The organism is Pseudomonas guariconensis, from assembly GCF_900102675.1.
GTDB classification, from domain to species: domain Bacteria; phylum Pseudomonadota; class Gammaproteobacteria; order Pseudomonadales; family Pseudomonadaceae; genus Aquipseudomonas; species Aquipseudomonas guariconensis.
Genome location: NZ_FMYX01000001.1, coordinates 138,021 through 154,109, shown reverse-complemented (window position 1 = coordinate 154,109; position 16,089 = coordinate 138,021). Strand labels below are relative to the sequence as shown.

The following is a 16,089-nucleotide window of genomic DNA, read 5'->3' as shown; positions in this document are numbered from 1 at the left end:
CGATGCCCGCCCCTCGCCGAACCCGAGCCGCCATGAGCGCCGAAACCACCGAGCGTTTGATCGCTGTTGCCCGCCGTCAATTCGCGGAAAAAGGCTTCACCGCCGTGGTCATGGACGAACTGTGCGCCGAGGCTGACCTGACCCGGGGCGCCTTGCATCACCATTTCGGCGGCAAGGCCGGGCTGTTCACCGCCGTGGTGACGCACCTGCTCGACGAGATCAACCAAGCGCTCGATGAGCGTTTCGCCACCCATACCGATCCTTGGGAGGGCTACCTGGACACCTGTCTGCACTACTACGACCTGCTCCATGATCCCGCCCTGCGCCGCATCCTGCTGCAGGATGCTCCCGCCGTACTCGGCCCCCGCCTGCGCGAACTCGAGGAAGAAAGCTACATCGGCCCCATGGCCGCCGGATTGATGGAGCTGCAGCACGCTGGGGTGCTGCGTGACTTCGACCCGGTGGCCATGGCGCATCTGATCAACGGCGCCATGGGCGACAGCGGTATGTGGGTGATTGCCCAGGACGACCCACAAAAGGCGGCAGAACGTGTCAAGACAGCCCTCAGATGCCTCATGGAAGGGCTTCGCCGCGCCGAATCAACGGTTTCACGCTGATCACCCGAGGCGCTTGGGTAGACGCTGTTTCAGCGATTTTTCGTTCATGATCTAAGCTTTTAAGCGTTATTGGAGAGTTCCGGCCCTGCGACAATCTGACCTGAAAAATAATGTACTAACTTGTTAATTAGCTTGCTAAGGGCCTAAACTGCGCGCAGTCCCACCTGCGAGATCCCTGGCAATGACACAAACACCTCGCGCCTCTGGCGCCTCAACCTTCATCCTGGTCGGGCTCGGCGTGATCATCGCCCTGCTCGGCCTGCTTCTGGCCGTCGGCGGCGTCAAGCTAGCCATCCTTGGCGGTTCTTGGTACTTCCTGCTCGGCGGCCTGGCCATGGCCATGGCCGGCGGGCTCATCGCCCGCCGCAAGCCCGCCGGTGCCTGGCTGTTCGCCGCTTTCCTGGTCGGTACGGCGGTCTGGGCCGTGCTCGATGCAGGCTTGGCGTTCTGGCCGCTGTTCTCGCGGTTGTTCATGTTCTCGGCTATCGGCCTGGTCGTGACGCTGGTCTATCCGATGCTGGTGCGCGCCAGCGGTGGCAGCACCGGCCGTGGTGCCTACGCCGTGGCCGGCGTGCTGGCCGTCGCCTTGGCGATTGGCGTTGGCAACATGTTCGTCGCTCATCCAAGCGTCGCCCCTACCGGCAAAGGCCCTGGCATGACCCCGGTCGAACCCGGCCAGGCACAGAAAGACTGGGCGCACTACGGCAATACCGAAGGCGGCAGCCGCTTCGCCGCGCTGGACCAGATCAATCGTGACAACGTGAACGAACTCAAGGTCGCCTGGACCTATCACACCGGCGATGTGGCGCTGAGCGACGGCAACGGTGCCGAAGACCAGCTGACCCCGCTGCAGGTGGGCGACAAGGTATTCATCTGCACCCCGCACAACAATCTCATCGCGCTGGACGCTGACACCGGCAAGGAGCTCTGGAAGAACGCGATCAACGCCCAATCCAAGGTCTGGCAGCGTTGCCGCGGCCTGGCCTACTTCGACGCCACCGCCCAGATCGCCCAGCCGACCCAGCCCGACAGCTCGCCGATCGCCGCCGTCAAACTGCCCGCCGGCGCCAACTGCCAGCGCCGCCTGCTGACTAACACCATCGACGGCCGCTTGATCGCCGTCGATGCCGACACCGGCGCGTTCTGCGAAGGCTTTGGCAACAACGGCCAGGTCGACCTCAAGGCCGGCCTGGGCGATGTCCCGGATTCCTACTACCAGCTGTCCTCCGCTCCTCTGATGGCCGGCACCACCGTGGTGGTTGGCGGCCGGGTGGCCGACAACGTCCAGACCGACATGCCAGGCGGCGTGATCCGTGGCTTCGACGTGATCACCGGGCAAATGCGCTGGGCCTTCGACCCGGGCAATCCAGAGGACCGCAACGCCCCGCAAGGCGACAGCACCTACGTGCGCAGCACCCCCAACAGCTGGGCGCCGATGTCTTATGACCCGGCGATGAACACGGTCTTCCTGCCGATGGGCAGCGCCTCCACCGACCTCTACGGCGTCGAGCGCAGCGAGCTGGACCACACCTATGGCGCGTCGGTACTGGCTTTGGACGCCACCACCGGCAACCAGAAGTGGGTGTTCCAGACCGTGCACAACGACCTGTGGGACTTCGACCTGCCCATGCAGCCGAGCCTGATCGATTTCACGCGGGACGATGGCAAGACCGTCCCGGCGGTGGTGATCGGCACCAAGGCCGGGCAGATCTACGTGCTCGACCGTGCGACCGGCACGCCGCTGACCCAGGTCGACGAAGTGCCGGTCAAGCCGAGCAATATCCCTAACGAGCCGTACTCCCCGACCCAACCCAAATCGGTGGGCATGCCGCAGATCGGTGCACAGACCCTGACCGAATCGGACATGTGGGGCGCCACCCCGTATGACCAACTGCTGTGCCGCATCGATTTCAAGAAGATGCGCTATGACGGCCTGTACACCGCGCCAGGCACCGATCTGTCGCTGAGCTTCCCAGGTTCGCTCGGTGGCATGAACTGGGGCAGCATCTCCACCGACCCAGTACATGGCTTTATCTTCGTCAACGACATGCGTCTGGGTCTGTGGATTCAGATGATCCCGTCGCAGAACAAAGGCCAGGCCACCTCCGGTGGCGAGGCGCTGAACACGGGCATGGGCGCCGTTCCCCTCAAGGGCACGCCTTATGCTGTGAACAAGAACCGCTTCCTGTCCGTGGCCGGTATTCCGTGCCAGGCACCGCCTTTCGGCACCCTGACCGCCATCGACATGAAGACCCAGCAGATCGCCTGGCAAGTGCCGGTCGGCACTGTCGAGGACACCGGCCCACTCGGTATCCGCATGCACCTGCCGATCAAGATCGGCCTGCCGACCCTCGGCGGTACGCTGTCCACCCAAGGCGGCCTGGTGTTCATCGCCGGTACTCAGGACTTCTATCTGCGCGCCTACGACAGCGGCAATGGCAACGAGATCTGGAAGGCTCGCCTGCCCGTCGGCAGCCAGGGCGGCCCGATGACCTACGTCTCGCCCAAGACCGGCAAGCAGTATGTAGTGGTCACTGCCGGCGGTGCGCGGCAATCCCCTGACCGTGGCGACTACGTGATGGCCTATGCCCTGCCGTAAACCGCGCCGCCTTCTTCGCGGATAAACCCTACCCCACCGAGACCGCGTCGCTCCCTTCGCCGGTTCTCACAAAGACTCCGAGCAGCCTTTGTGGGACCGGCGAACGGGCCCTCACAGACAACCCGAGACTCCGTAATGCCCCGCGTTATTCGCATCACCCCCGCTCTTGCGCTGGCCCTGGCCAGCACCACCGCCATGGCCGACGGCGACCTGATGACCCGCAACACCCTGACCGGTGACTGGGGCGGCTTGCGCCACCAGCTCGAGGAAGATGGCATCAGGTTCACCGGCGACTACAGCGGCGAAACGGCCTACAACGCCCACGGTGGCCTGCACCGTTCGGCACGCTACTCGCAGAACCTCAAGCTCGGCGTACAGTTCGACCTCTCGAAGCTGTACGGCCTGGACAATGCTGGCAAGGTCCAGCTGACGGTCAACGACCGCCGCGGCAACAGCGCCTCCGAGGACCTGGTGGGCAACCGCCTGCCGATCCAGGAAAACTACGGCGGCCTCTACACCCGCCTGACCGAGCTCAGCTACGAGCGCACCCTGTTCACCCCGGCACTCAACGTCAAGCTCGGTTACATGGCCATGGGCAACGACCTGGGCGGGCTCGACAGCGGCATCCTGTGCAACTTCATGAACGCCGGCTTCTGCGGCCACCCGCTGAACATGTCCGGCGGCAGTGGTTGGACCAACTACCCCAACGCGCATCTGGGCGTGAGGGTCAAATACGACTTGTCGCCAGCCTGGCAGGTGCGTGTGGCAGCGTTCAACGTCGACCCCGAAAGCAACGGCAACGCCAGCCGCGCCTGGCACCTGGGGCCCAAGCACACGACCGGCACCGTGGTCCCGGTCGAGCTGGTGTACAAGCTGCAAGGCCAACTGCCTGGCGAGTACAAGCTCGGCTACTACTACGACAGCTCCGATGCCAAACGCATCGGCCGCAATGACCAAGTGTCCGGGCGCAGCGGCCATTACCTGCTGATCGACCAGGCGGTGTGGAACGACCCTGCCCTGCCGGGCCGAAGCTTGCACGCCTTCGGCCAGTATTCGGCCTCAAGCAAAGCGGCCTCGCCGTTTACCAAGTGGTATGGCGCAGGCGTCGTGCTGTACAAGCCGTTCGAAGGGCGCCCGCGCGATACCCTGGCGCTGGGCTACGGTCGCGCCGTGCCCAACCCCCGTAGCCGCGATGTACTCGAGGACGCCGCCCAGGCCGATGGCCAGGACTTCCCCAACCTGGACAGCGCCGAACAGCTGATCGAGCTGAGCTACGGCTACCAGGCCACACCCTGGCTGAACCTGCGGCCGGATGTGCAGTACATCATCGAGCCGGGCGCATTCTCCGGGCAACGCATCGACAACGCGTTGGTGGTGGGACTGCAGGTCAAGGCGAGCTTCTGATCGATTGCACCTCGGGGCGCGGCGAAAGGGGCGCACGCGCCCCAAGGCTCATCGACCCGCGCTCAGGTGCTGCACCAGGCGAAGCAACATGGCATCGCAGGCCTTCAACTGCTCGACACTGATGAACTCATCGGGCTTGTGCCCCTGATCCATGCTGCCAGGCCCGCAGACCACCGTCGCAATGCCCGCCTGATCGAACAGCCCACCCTCGGTACCAAAGGCCACGGTGCCAAACTCCTCGGAGCCGCTGAGCAGCGCGACCAGTTGCGCCGCCTCGCTGTCGGCCGGGGTCGCCAGGCCAGGGTAGGCACTGAGCGGCTTCAGGCGAATGTCACTGTCTGCGCTGACCGCACGCATGCGCGGCAGCAGTTCGGCCTCGGCGTAGGTCTGCAACTGGTCGGCCACGGCCTGGGCCTCGAAGCCCGGCAAGGCGCGCACCTCGAAGTCGAACTCGCACTCGGCCGGGACGATGTTCAGCGCCCGCCCCCCTTTGATCATGCCGGTCTGCACCGTGGAAAACGGCGGGTCGAAGCGTTCGTCATGGTGCTCGGGACGCGCCAGGCCATCGCCGATCTCGCCGAGCTTGCCGATCAGGCGCGCGGCGTATTCGATCGCATTGACCCCATAGGGCGCGTACGCCGAATGGCACGCGGCGCCGTGCACCTGGCAACGCATGGCCAACTTGCCTTTGTGGCCCAGCACTGGCTTGAGCTCGGTAGGCTCGCCGATCAGGCACAGGCGCGGTTTGTGGGGACGTTGCTCGAGGGCTGCCAGCATGGAGCGCACGCCTAGGCAGCCGACCTCCTCATCGTAGGAAAACGCCAGATGCACCGGCCATTTCAACGGCTGCGCGAGAAACGCCGGCACCGCCGCCAGCACCGAAGCGATGAAGCCTTTCATGTCCGCCGTACCGCGCCCGTACAGACGCCCGTCACGTTCGGTCAACGCGAAAGGCTCGACGGTCCAGGCCTGGCCATCGACCGGCACCACATCGGTGTGCCCGGACAACACCACGCCACCCTGGTCCTTAGGGCCTATGGTGGCGAACAAGTTGGCCTTGGTGCCCTCTTCGTTGTGGAACAGCTCGCAGTCCACACCCAGCCCGGCCAGGTAATCACGAATGAAACCGATCAGCTCCAGGTTGGATTCGCGGCTGACGGTGGCAAATCCCACCAGCCGGGCCAGCAGTTCGCGACTGCTCGACTCACTCATCGCCTGGCACTCCATAGCTTGGCGCGGCGGTTGGGTTCAACGCACGGGTCACGTAGTCCTGCATCTGCGGGCGGTAGTTTTGCCACAGTTTGTCCAGCGCGCCGATAGGGTCCTCGTCCGCCCAGTCCACCCGCAGGTCTACCAGCGGCCAGGTCAGCTCACCGGCAATCTTCATCGCTGCCGAATGCACCGGCCCCGCTTCGCCGCCAGCGGCCATGGCCGCGTGCATCGCAGCCAACAGACGATCGGCCAGGTGCCCGGCCGTTTGCTCGAAGGCCGCGACCATGGCCTCGATCACCTGGATCGAGGACAACAGATTGCCTGCTGCCGCGCACTGCTCGCCGGCCACTGCGTTGTGCACGCCGAGTGCTTCCTTGCCAGTGAACAATGCCACCTGCCCCTGGCTGTCGATCACCGTCACCTGCCGGTATTCGCTCCAGCCATTGGCCGTGAGCACCCGGTCCAGCGCGGCCGCCGGCAGTTGCCCTTGCTCCAGGGCATCGAGTATTTGCGGGCCCAACGCGGGCAAGGTGATGTTCTGCGTGGCCACCGCGCCGACACCTGCACGTACCCAAGGACAACGTGCGCCTACTGCGATGCTCGATGAGCTGATGGCGATACCGAGCTGGCCGGTTTCCTGGCAACGGCCGATGATGGAAAAGGTCATGGTCTGTGGCTCCTGAGGGTCTGTCCAATGCACAGCGAAAACAACTTTTCGCGCGAATGGGAGCATTCTGGGCAGAAGCCATTGACCCACGAAACCAACTTTTTCCTAGGACCAGAAAAGGAAAAAACTAAGGCCATAAAACATCAATAAAAACGGCACTCAAATAAACAGGAAACATAGCTCAACGCCGCGCCGATCAAGGCCTTCGGTAATTTATAGGCAATCATTAGCTAAATAATATTTTCGCGTTGCAAAGCACATCCCTAGTCTGGCCTCAGGCAAAGGCGGTACCCCACCGACCTGAATAAAACCGCCTTCCAAGAAGGGCTCAGACATGACATTGAACAACATCGAAATCGACACTCTCGTGGTCGGCGCCGGCCAGGCTGGCGTGGCCATGAGCGAACACCTGAGCAAACTCGGCGTGCCGCACCTGGTGCTGGAGCGCAAGCGCATCGCCGAGGCCTGGCGCACCGGGCGCTGGGATTCGTTGGTGGCCAACGGCCCGGTCTGGCACGACCGCTTCCCGGGCCTGGAATTCGACCTCGACCCGGATGCCTTCGCCGGCAAGGACCAGGTCGCCGACTACTTCGAGACCTACGTGCGCAAGTACAACCTGCCCGTACGGACCGGCATTGAAGTGAAGAAGGTGGTACGCAACGCCGACTGCCCAGGCTTCACCATCGAAACCAACGAAGGCGTGATCCGTGCCAACCGCGTAGTGGCCGCGACCGGCCCTTTCCAACGCCCGGTGATTCCGGCCATCGCCCCGAAGGACGAGCGCCTGCACCAAATCCACTCGGCCGCCTACTACAACCCCGAGCAACTGCCCGAAGGCGCTGTGCTGGTGGTGGGCGCTGGCTCCTCCGGCGTGCAGATCGCCGAAGAGCTGATGCGCGCCGGGCGCCAGGTGTACCTCTCGGTCGGGGCCCATGACCGTCCGCCACGGTCCTACCGCAACCGCGACTTCTGCTGGTGGCTGGGTGTGCTGGGCGAATGGGACGCCGAGATCGCCAAACCGGGCCGCGAACACGTGACCATCGCCGTCAGTGGTGCCCGCGGTGGCCATACCGTGGACTTCCGCGCCCTCGCCCACCAAGGCATGACGTTGGTCGGCCTGACCCAGTCGTTCGAGAACGGCGTGGTGCGCTTCCAGGACGACCTTGCCGACAACATCCGCCGTGGCGATGAGAACTACCTGGCCCTGCTGGATGCCGCCGATGCCTACATCGAGCGTAACGGCTTGGACCTGCCGCAGGAGCCAGAAGCCCGCAAGCGTCTGCCCGATCCTGAATGCGTCAGCCACCCGCTGCGCGAGCTCGACCTGGCCAAGGCCGGCGTCAACACCATCATCTGGGCCACCGGCTACGGCGTGGATTTCAGCTGGCTGCAGGTCGACACCTTCGATGCCAACGGCAAGCCGCTGCACCAGCGCGGCGTGTCCCGCGAGCCGGGTGTGTACTTCCTCGGCCTGCCCTGGCTGTCGCGCCGCGGCTCATCATTCATCTGGGGCGTCTGGCACGACGCCAAGCATGTGGCCGGCCACATCGCCACCCAACGCACATACCAGGCCTACCGCGATCGCGAACAGCGTGAAGCGGATGCCGAGCAGTCCCCAACCTCGATCCAGAAAGTCAGCACCCTCGGAGCGCACTGATGCCTACCCATACCCGTATCCGCATGTTCAACACCAAGGCGACCTACCCCAATCAGTCGCTGGACAACGACCTCTGCCAGGCAGTGCGTGCCGGCAACACGATCTATGTGCGCGGCCAGGTCGGTACCGACTTCGAAGGTCGTCTGGTAGGCCTGGGCGATCCTCGTGCCCAAGCCGAGCAAGCGATGAAGAACGTCAAGCAGCTGCTTGAAGAAGCCGGTTCGGACATGTCGCACATCGTCAAGACCACCACCTACATCACCGACCCCCGCTTCCGTGAGCCGGTGTATCAGGAAGTCGGCAAATGGCTCAAAGGCGTGTTCCCGATCTCCACCGGACTGGTGGTGGCGGGCCTGGCCCAGGCTGAATGGCTTATGGAGATCGATGTGATCGCCGTGGTGCCGGACCAGGCGTAACACCCTGGCGTTTGCGGGGTTGCTTTGCAGCCCCCTTGCGGGCAAGCCCGCTCCCCTCAGGCGACAAGGCCTTGGGGAGCGGGCTTGCCCGTTCAGGGCTCATGGAAGCTCAAAGCTTGGCCAGTTCCTCCCGGCAGAACTCGACGAACAACTGCGCAGGTTTGGTCAGTTGGACCCGCTTCAACCGCGCCGCCGCCAGCCCCGACAGGGCCACCGGCTCGGCGATGTCCAGCGTCACCAGCCGCTGTCCATCGTAGGTGTATTCGGAATGTGGCCGGGTCACCAGCAACGAAAACCCGAAACCCTGCCCAACCATCCCCCGCACCATCTCGATCGATGGCGAACTGAAGACAATGTTCGGCGTCAGGCCCATCTCGTTGAACAGGCTGACGAAATAGGTGCGGCTCGGCGCGACATCGAGCAGGATCATCGGCTCCGGGCACAAGTCACGCAGCGACACCTGAGCCTGACCTGCGAAGCGGTGCTTTTCAGGAAGCAGCACGTAGGGCTTTTGCGGCGGCATCAATGGCTCGGCTTCGATGGTGCCGTCCAGGTCATGGTCGTAGAGAAAAGCCAGATCGAATGTGCCGGCGGTCAGGCCCTGGATCAGGTCCTGCTGCTCGCCATCGCGCAGGCGGATGTCCACGCCCGGATAACGCTCACGAAAGCCTGCGATCAACCTGGGCAGATACAGCGGCGCCACCGTCTCGAAGCAGCCGATATCGATCTGCCCGGCCACGGTGTCGTTGTCGGCCAAGGCGTTCTGCTCGAACTCGTGGGTCATCTGCAGCAGCGCCTTGGTCTTGGCATAGAAGCGCTTGCCGCTGGGGGTCAGCGAAACGCCCTGGGCATGGTGGCGGATGAACAACTGGACGCCGAAGCTCTCTTCCAGGCTTTTGATGGCCGTGGAGATCGACGGCTGCGCGATGTACAGCTGGCGCGATGCCTCGGCGACGCTGCCGGCCTCCACGGTGGTGACGAAATACTTGAGTTGACGCAAGGTATAGGAAGCCACAGGTACCTCTCTGACGCCGCATGCGGCGTAGCGGATTTTTCCTGCCACCTTACCTTAGCGCTGGGCCCACAGGCGCGTGGGTGAGCAAGGATTTGCCTATGGGTTGAAGATATTTTTCATGGCACGAGCGCAGCCGTGAGGTTAAACGTGTGACGCGCAAAAGGGCCGCAGAGCGGCCCCTCCGAAAAGCCCTGGCTGTTCAGGGCGGTTACGACGCGTATACCTGGGATGCGCTTACTGCACCACCCCGCACGCTACCCGGGCGCCGCCACCGCCCAGTTTCTCAGGATGGTCGCTGTGGTTGTCACCACCGGCATGCACCATCAGGGCATGCTCCTTGAAATCGTCCACCTTGAGTCGAGGTGCCAAAACTGGAGTCGTAGCCTTGCCGTCGGCACCGACATACAACGCTGGCAAGTCGCCGCGATGGCCGCCTGCGTCGTACGGGCCTTTGTGAGCGTTGGTCGCCGCCGGATCCCAGTGGCCCCCGGCGGCGCCGGCCGGCACGGACTTGCCGTTCTCCTCGGCCGCGTCGCATGAAGGGCGCTGGTGCAAGTGGAAGCCGTGCACACCCGGAGGCAGGTCGGCAAGATCCGGGGTGAGCAATGCCCCGTACGGGGTCTGCTCGAGGGTGACCGTCCCGATCGACTTGCCTGGGCCGTCCGGGCCGGCAAGCTGCAATTCCACCTTCTGGTCGGCCTGAGCAAGGCCGGCGGTGACCAGCAAGGCGGTCATTACCAGTGCTTTCATGTGATTTCTCCTTGGTTTGGAACAACGGACGTCTTACCTGCAGAACACGCCACCTGACAGGTGGACTGCGTACGCTGCCAGCGATTCCATTCGATCGCAGTCAGACGTACTTCTGTCTTGTGTAAGGAACCTCTACGAGGGTTGCGTTTTCTACCCGACATCCACTCAAGGAGGGCTGCACCATGCTCGATCCCGCAACCGGCATGCAACCAGGCGAACGCTACACCGTCGATAACGAGGAGCGTACCTGGCAATTCACGGGTTTCTTCCTCGATGGAAAGTACTATCTCGACACCGACCTCAACACCGCCGTCGGCTGGCTGGAGGGTACTCGGTTCTACTATGACGACCTTGACCCGGATGGCCAGCCGATCTTTGCGGATCGACTGGCCGGCACCATCGAGGATCTGGTGTTGACTCTGGTCGATGGCGCGACGCTCAAGCTCGAAGGCTCATTGCAGGGTCATCCGAGCGACGCACGCAAAGGCCTCTGAACCGCTCGAGACCTCCGGGTCAATCGAAGTCCCAGTAAGGCTGGCAGTGCCCGACTTCGGTCCAGCCCGTGCCCTCCGGGCACTCTGGCCCGAAATCCCAATAGCTGAGCAGGGCATCGCCGGCGATGGCGCCGGTCTGGACAATTGGAGACGGCGTAGCGGCCCCAGGGGCGGACTCGGTGCTGTGGGCGAACGGGGTCAGGCCCGCGGTGAACAACAGAGCGATTACGGCACGTTTTTTCATATCGTTTTCTCGTGTGTTTCTGACGTCGATGAAGCAGGCGAACCGTCATGATCTGCCTGCCGACCGGTGAGGGATCTCGTCCTTCACCTACGCCCACTGTCGTCTGGCAACGCCTTCTCTAGCACCAGGAAATCTACTCGGTCATTACGCTGAATCGATGTCGCGTTCGAGCGCCGTCCTACGCCTGCCCTCAAGACATCGTTCAGCTCTCTTCGCATTCCAGCGACTGCGCTGATGGGGCGAGTCACCTTCAAACTCACTCTGACGACGCTGATCTGGCCACCAGCCTCGTTCGACCATTGGGCCGCACTCAAGGAGCGCCACCTCCCAACATCCCACGCTCTACGATGAAATCGATCACCGCCTGCAACCCCTCACCCTTCTTCAGATTGCTGAAAGTCCACGGTCGCTCGGGACGCATGCGTCGGGTATCGCGCTCCATTACCTCCAGCGAAGCACCGACATGAGGCGCCAGATCGGTCTTGTTGATCACCAGGAAATCCGACTTGGTGATGCCTGGCCCTCCTTTGCGGGGAATCTTCTCGCCTTCGGCGACATCGATGACATAAATCGTCAGGTCAGCGAGTTCCGGACTGAATGTCGCACTGAGGTTGTCGCCTCCGCTTTCGACGAAGATCACATCGAGATTGCCAAACTTACGCGTCAGCGCCTCTACGGCAGCCAGGTTCATCGAGGCGTCTTCGCGGATCGCCGTATGCGGACAACCACCGGTCTCCACCCCGACAATACGCTCAGGCTCCAAGGCACCGGCCTCGGTGAGGATGCGCTGATCCTCCTTGGTGTAGATGTCGTTGGTCACGACCGCGAGTTGGTAGTGGTCACGCATGGCCTTGCACAGGGCTTCGAGCAATGCGGTCTTGCCGGAGCCGACCGGTCCGCCGACGCCGACGCGCAGGGGGTTTTGATGACTTTGCATGAAGGTCTTCCTCAAGAACGGAACAAACGGGTGTATTGGATTTCATGACAGGAAGAGGCAATGGCGAGCCGCGGCAGGCTGCCGCCGAGCTGGTCATCGTCCAGCGCCAGGGCGCGATCGAGCACGGCAGGCAGCGCCTGCCCCAGGTCGCGCAGTAGCGTCTGGGCCGCCTGCTGGCCGAACGGCACCAGCTTGACCCCGGCCATCACCGCGCTTTCGAGCCAGGCAAAGCCGTGGCCCAAGGCCAACTGACGCAACGGGATGGACCAATGCACGCCAAGCCAGGCCATGCCGCTCAGTTGGCTCAGGTCGAGACTGGCCCGCCAGTCCGGGGCCTGCCCCAGCTGCCAGCCATCGAGCAGCCGCGCCAGCGCACTGCCACGCTGCTGTTCTTCCAGCCGCAACTCGGCAGTCTCACGGTTGGCCAGCACGAAGCGGCTCCAATGCGCGAAGGCGCCGGCATCATTTGCCTGGCAGGCGTGATAGAGCCGCGCCAACACTGGCCAGTCGAGGTAGCCGAGGGTGTCGTTCAATTGCTCGCGTTGCCAGGCAGCGAAGGTTGCAGTGTCGCGCACCCAACCGGCCTCCACGGCCCACTCCAACCCCTGGGAGTAGGTGAAACCGCCTACCGGCAGGCCTGGACTGGCCAGTTGCAGTAGGCGCAGCAGCGCGAGGTCGACGTCCATCAACCGGCCAGCACCAAGGCCGCCCCCGCCAGCATCCCCCCACCGACGGCCTTCTGCAGGCCCGTGTGACGACGCAACAGGCAGCCGACGGCAAATCCCACTGCCAGCAGCAGCGTGCTGACGAGAACGAAACCTGAGCCGAACAGCCAGAATGCGCTGGGTGTAGCCTCCACGCCATGGGCCCAGCCATGGAACAGGGCGAACATCGGCATGATCACTGCCAGCAGCCTTTGCCGACTGGGCAGCAACAAGGCGCCTGCGATCACCCATACCGACACGGCGATCATCGCTTCCATACCCAGCACGTCACCAACCAGATGACCGCACACCGCCCCACCAACCATCGCCGCCAAGGTGGCCAGCGGCAGGCCCAGGCTTCGGCGCGTCAGGGCCGCCAGCACACCGGTGCCCAGCAACACCAACAGATGATCGAGACCGGTCAGTGGATGCAACAGGCCGTCGCGCAAGGGGCTACTGTCGTGACCAGGGTGGGCGAAGGCCGGCAGGGCCACCAGCAGCAGGACAACGGCTAACGTCTTTTTCATTGAAAACTCCCAAGATGGCTCAGCAATGGGCAGGCAAGCGCACGAACTGATGGTCGTGGCCGTGATGATGGGGCGCGCTCTGGTAGGCCCCAGCTTCAGGTTCGAAAGGCGCCTGCTCGGTCACCACGCTCAAGCCCAGGCCGCGCAGCATCTCGTCCAGGACATGATCGTGCTGGAAACGCAGCAGGCCAGGTTCGATCTGCAGCGGCACATGGCGGTTGCCCAGGTGGTAGGCCGCGCGGGCCAGCAGCAGCGGGTCGGTGCAACGCACCGTGGACACCTGCTCGGGCGCGGCAAGCACTTGCACTACATGGTGACCTTCGGCGTCACCGAGCAGCTCGCCGCCACGCAGCAGGTGACCACGCTCAAGCATCAGGCCTGCCTCACGGCCGTCGTCCAGGGTGATACGCAGGCGGCTTTTGATGCGGCTATCCACGTCCAGGGTAACGGTGCCGGTCACAGGGCCTGCTTCGTTGAGTCGACGGGTCAGGACAATCATGGGTTTTCCTCAGAACAGAAAATAACGCTGGGCCAACGGGAGTTCGCGGGCCGGTTCGCACACCAGCAGCTCGCCGTCGGCGCGCACCTGATAAGTCTGGGCATCTACCTCGATAAGCGGCTGCAGGCTGTTGTGGACCATGTCGGCCTTGCGTACCCGCCGACAGCCGCGGGCCACACCGATCAGACTGCGCAGACCAAGTGTCTCGGCCAGGCCCCTGTCCATGGCCAATTGCGGCAGGAAGGTCATGCGCGTGGCCTGCCGGGCCGCGCCGAGTGCGCCGAACATCGGCCGATAATGCACAGGTTGCGGCGTGGGAATCGAGCCATTGATATCGCCCATCGGCGCCGTGACGATCATTCCGCCCTTGAGCACCAAGGCCGGCTTGACGGCGAAGAAGGCCGGCGACCAGAGCACCAAGTCAGCAAGCTTGCCCACCTCCACCGATCCCACCTCATGGGCGATGCCATGGGTCAGGGCCGGGTTGAGGGTGTACTTGGCGATGTAGCGCTTGACCCGGAAGTTGTCGCTGTAATCGCTGTCAGGCGACAACGGCCCGCGGCGCAGCTTCATCTGGTGCGCCACTTGCCAGGTGCGCAGCACCACCTCGCCCACCCGGCCCATGGCCTGTGAGTCCGAAGAGGTCATCGCGAAAGCCCCCATGTCATGGAGGATATCCTCGGCGGCAATGGTCTCGCGGCGTATGCGCGACTCGGCGAAGGCCACATCCTCGGCAATGCTCGGGTCCAGGTGATGGCAGACCATGAGCATGTCCAGGTGTTCGTCGACGGTGTTCACGGTATAGGGCAGCGTCGGGTTGGTCGAAGAGGGCAATACATTGGCCTGCCCGGCTGCGCGGATGATGTCCGGCGCATGACCGCCCCCGGCACCTTCGGTGTGGAAGGTGTGGATGGTGCGATCACCGATGGCGGCCAGGGTGTCTTCGATACACCCGGACTCATTGAGCGTGTCGGTGTGGATCGCCACCTGGATGTCCAGCGCCTCGGCCACGCCCAGGCAGCAGTCGATGGCAGCCGGCGTGGAGCCCCAGTCTTCGTGCAGTTTCAGGCCCACCGCTCCGGCGGCGATCTGCTCCTGCAAGGCTTCGGGCCGCGAAGCATTGCCTTTGCCCAACAAGCCGATGTTGATCGGCAGGCTGTCGGCGGCCTGGAGCATGCGCGCCAAGTACCAGGGGCCGGGCGTGCAGGTGGTGGCATTGGTGCCGGTGGCCGGCCCGGTGCCGCCCCCGATGAACGTGGTGACGCCACTGATCAAGGCTTCTTCCACCTGTTGCGGGCAGATGAAGTGGATGTGCGAGTCGATGCCACCGGCAGTGATGATCTTGCCCTCGGCAGCGATCACTTCGGTGCCCGGCCCGACGGGGACGGTGACCCCTGGCTGGACATCCGGATTGCCCGCCTTGCCGATCGCGGCGATACGCCCATGACGCACGCCGATATCGGCCTTGACGATGCCCCAGTGATCGATGATCAAGGCGTTGGTCAGCACCAGGTCCATCGCCTCGGCGGCGAGCATCTGGCCCTGGCCCATGCCATCGCGGATAACCTTGCCACCACCGAACTTGACCTCTTCACCGTATACGGTGAAGTCCTTTTCCACCTCGACCCACAGGGCGGTATCGGCCAGGCGCACACGGTCGCCGACCGTCGGGCCGAACATGTCGGCATAGGCCTGCCGGGATATCCGACTCATACCCTGCCCTCCAGTGCGCCCATGACCCTGCCCTGGAAGCCGTACACCTCCCGCTTGCCGGCGTAGGCGACCAACTGAACGGTGCGGGCCTGCCCAGGCTCGAAACGCACGGCGGTGCCGGCCGGGATATCCAGGCGATAGCCCCGGGCCACCTCACGCTCGAAGACCAGGCAATCATTGACCTCGTAGAAGTGGTAGTGCGATCCGACCTGCACCGGACGGTCGCCATGGTTGGCCACGCTGACGCTGACAGTCGGGCGGCCCTTGTTGAGTTCGATGTCGCCGTCAGCGACCTGGATTTCTCCGGGGATCATGCTCGGCTCCTCAGACGATGGGGTCATGCACGGTCACCAGCTTGGTGCCGTCGGGAAAGGTCGCCTCGACCTGAACGTCGTGGAGCATCTCGGCCACGCCCTCCATTACCTGCGCCCGCCCCAGTACTTCACGGCCCAGGCTCATCAGCTCGGCGACACTGCGCCCATCACGGGCGCCTTCGAGCACAGCGGCGCTGATCAGCGCCACCGCCTCCGGGTAGTTGAGCCTCAAGCCACGGGCCAGGCGCCGCTCGGCCAGCAACGCTGCGGTGAACAACAGCAGTTTGTCTTTCTCTCTTGGGGTCAGCTCCATGGCCTCT

The 16,089-nt window shown here is 63.9% G+C and carries 16 protein-coding genes and 2 pseudogenes; 6 read left to right on the top strand and 12 right to left on the bottom strand.

Annotated features, from left to right (window positions below):
- The first annotated feature begins 2 nt into the window (after positions 1–2).
- From BLS27_RS00695 to BLS27_RS00685, 3 genes are all read left to right on the top strand, one after another.
- Positions 3–617: a TetR/AcrR family transcriptional regulator gene (locus BLS27_RS00695; protein WP_090342317.1), complete on the top strand. Its 615-nt coding sequence runs from the start codon at positions 3–5 to the stop codon at positions 615–617.
- Positions 618–798: 181 nt separating this feature from the next.
- A complete protein-coding gene (locus BLS27_RS00690) occupies positions 799–3,216 on the top strand; it encodes a glucose/quinate/shikimate family membrane-bound PQQ-dependent dehydrogenase (protein WP_090342314.1) in 2,418 nt (805 codons plus the stop codon).
- 135 nt (positions 3,217–3,351) lie between these two features.
- A complete protein-coding gene (locus BLS27_RS00685) occupies positions 3,352–4,620 on the top strand; it encodes a carbohydrate porin (RefSeq protein WP_043211311.1) in 1,269 nt (422 codons plus the stop codon).
- 48 nt (positions 4,621–4,668) lie between these two features.
- On the opposite strand, the gene argE is transcribed toward BLS27_RS00685, so the two are convergent.
- Together argE and BLS27_RS00675 are read right to left on the bottom strand one after the other, a co-directional pair.
- Complete coding sequence (gene argE / locus BLS27_RS00680) at positions 4,669–5,832, bottom strand: acetylornithine deacetylase (protein ID WP_043211312.1); 1,164 nt, start codon at positions 5,830–5,832, stop codon at positions 4,669–4,671.
- Complete coding sequence (locus BLS27_RS00675) at positions 5,825–6,499, bottom strand: DUF1028 domain-containing protein (RefSeq protein ID WP_090342311.1); 675 nt, start codon at positions 6,497–6,499, stop codon at positions 5,825–5,827. The genes argE and BLS27_RS00675 overlap by 8 nt, the downstream gene beginning before the upstream one ends.
- 300 nt (positions 6,500–6,799) lie before the next feature.
- Here BLS27_RS00675 and BLS27_RS00670 point away from each other — a divergent pair.
- A pseudogene (locus BLS27_RS00670) lies at positions 6,800–8,156 on the top strand (flavin-containing monooxygenase).
- Complete coding sequence (locus BLS27_RS00665; RefSeq protein ID WP_043211317.1) at positions 8,156–8,572, top strand: RidA family protein; 417 nt, start codon at positions 8,156–8,158, stop codon at positions 8,570–8,572. Before BLS27_RS00670 ends, BLS27_RS00665 begins: the two are co-directional and overlap by 1 nt.
- 109 nt (positions 8,573–8,681) lie before the next feature.
- On the opposite strand, the gene BLS27_RS00660 is transcribed toward BLS27_RS00665, so the two are convergent.
- The gene (locus BLS27_RS00660; protein WP_043211318.1) at positions 8,682–9,587 is read right to left on the bottom strand and encodes a LysR family transcriptional regulator; all 906 of its coding nucleotides are present in this window, start codon (positions 9,585–9,587) and stop codon (positions 8,682–8,684) included.
- 234 nt (positions 9,588–9,821) lie between these two features.
- Positions 9,822–10,337 (bottom strand): superoxide dismutase family protein, encoded by a 516-nt coding sequence (gene sodC, locus BLS27_RS00655; protein ID WP_043211320.1) that lies wholly within the window; start codon positions 10,335–10,337, stop codon positions 9,822–9,824.
- 182 nt (positions 10,338–10,519) lie between these two features.
- On the opposite strand from sodC, the pseudogene BLS27_RS00650 reads away from it, so the two are divergent.
- Positions 10,520–10,783: pseudogene (locus BLS27_RS00650) on the top strand (short chain dehydrogenase); the annotation flags it as partial.
- Between the two features lie 67 nt (positions 10,784–10,850).
- On the opposite strand, the gene BLS27_RS00645 reads toward BLS27_RS00650, so the two are convergent.
- The 8 genes from BLS27_RS00645 to BLS27_RS00610 all read right to left on the bottom strand — a co-directional run bounded on the left by BLS27_RS00645 (position 10,851) and on the right by BLS27_RS00610 (position 16,082).
- Positions 10,851–11,075 (bottom strand): hypothetical protein, encoded by a 225-nt coding sequence (locus BLS27_RS00645; RefSeq protein ID WP_043211321.1) that lies wholly within the window; start codon positions 11,073–11,075, stop codon positions 10,851–10,853.
- 310 nt (positions 11,076–11,385) lie between these two features.
- Positions 11,386–12,012, bottom strand: coding sequence for an urease accessory protein UreG (gene ureG, locus BLS27_RS00640; protein ID WP_043211322.1), 627 nt, complete (start codon positions 12,010–12,012; stop codon positions 11,386–11,388).
- An 11-nt stretch (positions 12,013–12,023) separates the two neighbouring features.
- Complete coding sequence (locus tag BLS27_RS00635) at positions 12,024–12,698, bottom strand: urease accessory protein UreF (protein ID WP_070574603.1); 675 nt, start codon at positions 12,696–12,698, stop codon at positions 12,024–12,026.
- Complete coding sequence (locus BLS27_RS00630; protein ID WP_090342303.1) at positions 12,698–13,243, bottom strand: HupE/UreJ family protein; 546 nt, start codon at positions 13,241–13,243, stop codon at positions 12,698–12,700. Before BLS27_RS00630 ends, BLS27_RS00635 begins: the two co-directional genes overlap by 1 nt.
- A 19-nt stretch (positions 13,244–13,262) precedes the next feature.
- Positions 13,263–13,742, bottom strand: a complete 480-nt coding sequence (ureE, locus tag BLS27_RS00625; protein ID WP_090342298.1) for an urease accessory protein UreE — start codon at positions 13,740–13,742, stop codon at positions 13,263–13,265.
- Positions 13,743–13,751: 9 nt separating this feature from the next.
- Entirely contained in the window at positions 13,752–15,455 is a 1,704-nt protein-coding gene (gene ureC, locus BLS27_RS00620; protein ID WP_043211328.1) for an urease subunit alpha, read from the bottom strand.
- Positions 15,452–15,769: an urease subunit beta gene (locus tag BLS27_RS00615; RefSeq protein ID WP_043211329.1), complete on the bottom strand. Its 318-nt coding sequence runs from the start codon at positions 15,767–15,769 to the stop codon at positions 15,452–15,454. The genes ureC and BLS27_RS00615 overlap by 4 nt, the downstream gene beginning before the upstream one ends.
- Before the next feature lie 10 nt (positions 15,770–15,779).
- Entirely contained in the window at positions 15,780–16,082 is a 303-nt protein-coding gene (locus tag BLS27_RS00610) for an urease subunit gamma (RefSeq protein WP_043211330.1), read from the bottom strand.
- Between the last annotated feature and the right edge of the window lie 7 nt (positions 16,083–16,089).

What these genes read in the sequence shown, in the direction of transcription:
- ureC (WP_043211328.1), bottom strand. Translation starts at nt 15,455, where the DNA reads ATGAGTCGGATATCCCGGCAGGCCTATGCCGACATGTTCGGCCCGACG.
- BLS27_RS00610 (WP_043211330.1), bottom strand. Translation starts at nt 16,082, where the DNA reads ATGGAGCTGACCCCAAGAGAGAAAGACAAACTGCTGTTGTTCACCGCA.
- sodC (WP_043211320.1), bottom strand. Translation starts at nt 10,337, where the DNA reads ATGAAAGCACTGGTAATGACCGCCTTGCTGGTCACCGCCGGCCTTGCT.
- argE (WP_043211312.1), bottom strand. Translation starts at nt 5,832, where the DNA reads ATGAGTGAGTCGAGCAGTCGCGAACTGCTGGCCCGGCTGGTGGGATTT.
- BLS27_RS00630 (WP_090342303.1), bottom strand. Translation starts at nt 13,243, where the DNA reads ATGAAAAAGACGTTAGCCGTTGTCCTGCTGCTGGTGGCCCTGCCGGCC.
- BLS27_RS00665 (WP_043211317.1), top strand. Translation starts at nt 8,156, where the DNA reads ATGCCTACCCATACCCGTATCCGCATGTTCAACACCAAGGCGACCTAC.
- BLS27_RS00635 (WP_070574603.1), bottom strand. Translation starts at nt 12,698, where the DNA reads ATGGACGTCGACCTCGCGCTGCTGCGCCTACTGCAACTGGCCAGTCCA.
- BLS27_RS00685 (WP_043211311.1), top strand. Translation starts at nt 3,352, where the DNA reads ATGCCCCGCGTTATTCGCATCACCCCCGCTCTTGCGCTGGCCCTGGCC.
- BLS27_RS00690 (WP_090342314.1), top strand. Translation starts at nt 799, where the DNA reads ATGACACAAACACCTCGCGCCTCTGGCGCCTCAACCTTCATCCTGGTC.
- BLS27_RS00675 (WP_090342311.1), bottom strand. Translation starts at nt 6,499, where the DNA reads ATGACCTTTTCCATCATCGGCCGTTGCCAGGAAACCGGCCAGCTCGGT.
- ureG (WP_043211322.1), bottom strand. Translation starts at nt 12,012, where the DNA reads ATGCAAAGTCATCAAAACCCCCTGCGCGTCGGCGTCGGCGGACCGGTC.
- ureE (WP_090342298.1), bottom strand. Translation starts at nt 13,742, where the DNA reads ATGATTGTCCTGACCCGTCGACTCAACGAAGCAGGCCCTGTGACCGGC.
- BLS27_RS00645 (WP_043211321.1), bottom strand. Translation starts at nt 11,075, where the DNA reads ATGAAAAAACGTGCCGTAATCGCTCTGTTGTTCACCGCGGGCCTGACC.
- BLS27_RS00615 (WP_043211329.1), bottom strand. Translation starts at nt 15,769, where the DNA reads ATGATCCCCGGAGAAATCCAGGTCGCTGACGGCGACATCGAACTCAAC.
- BLS27_RS00695 (WP_090342317.1), top strand. Translation starts at nt 3, where the DNA reads ATGCCCGCCCCTCGCCGAACCCGAGCCGCCATGAGCGCCGAAACCACC.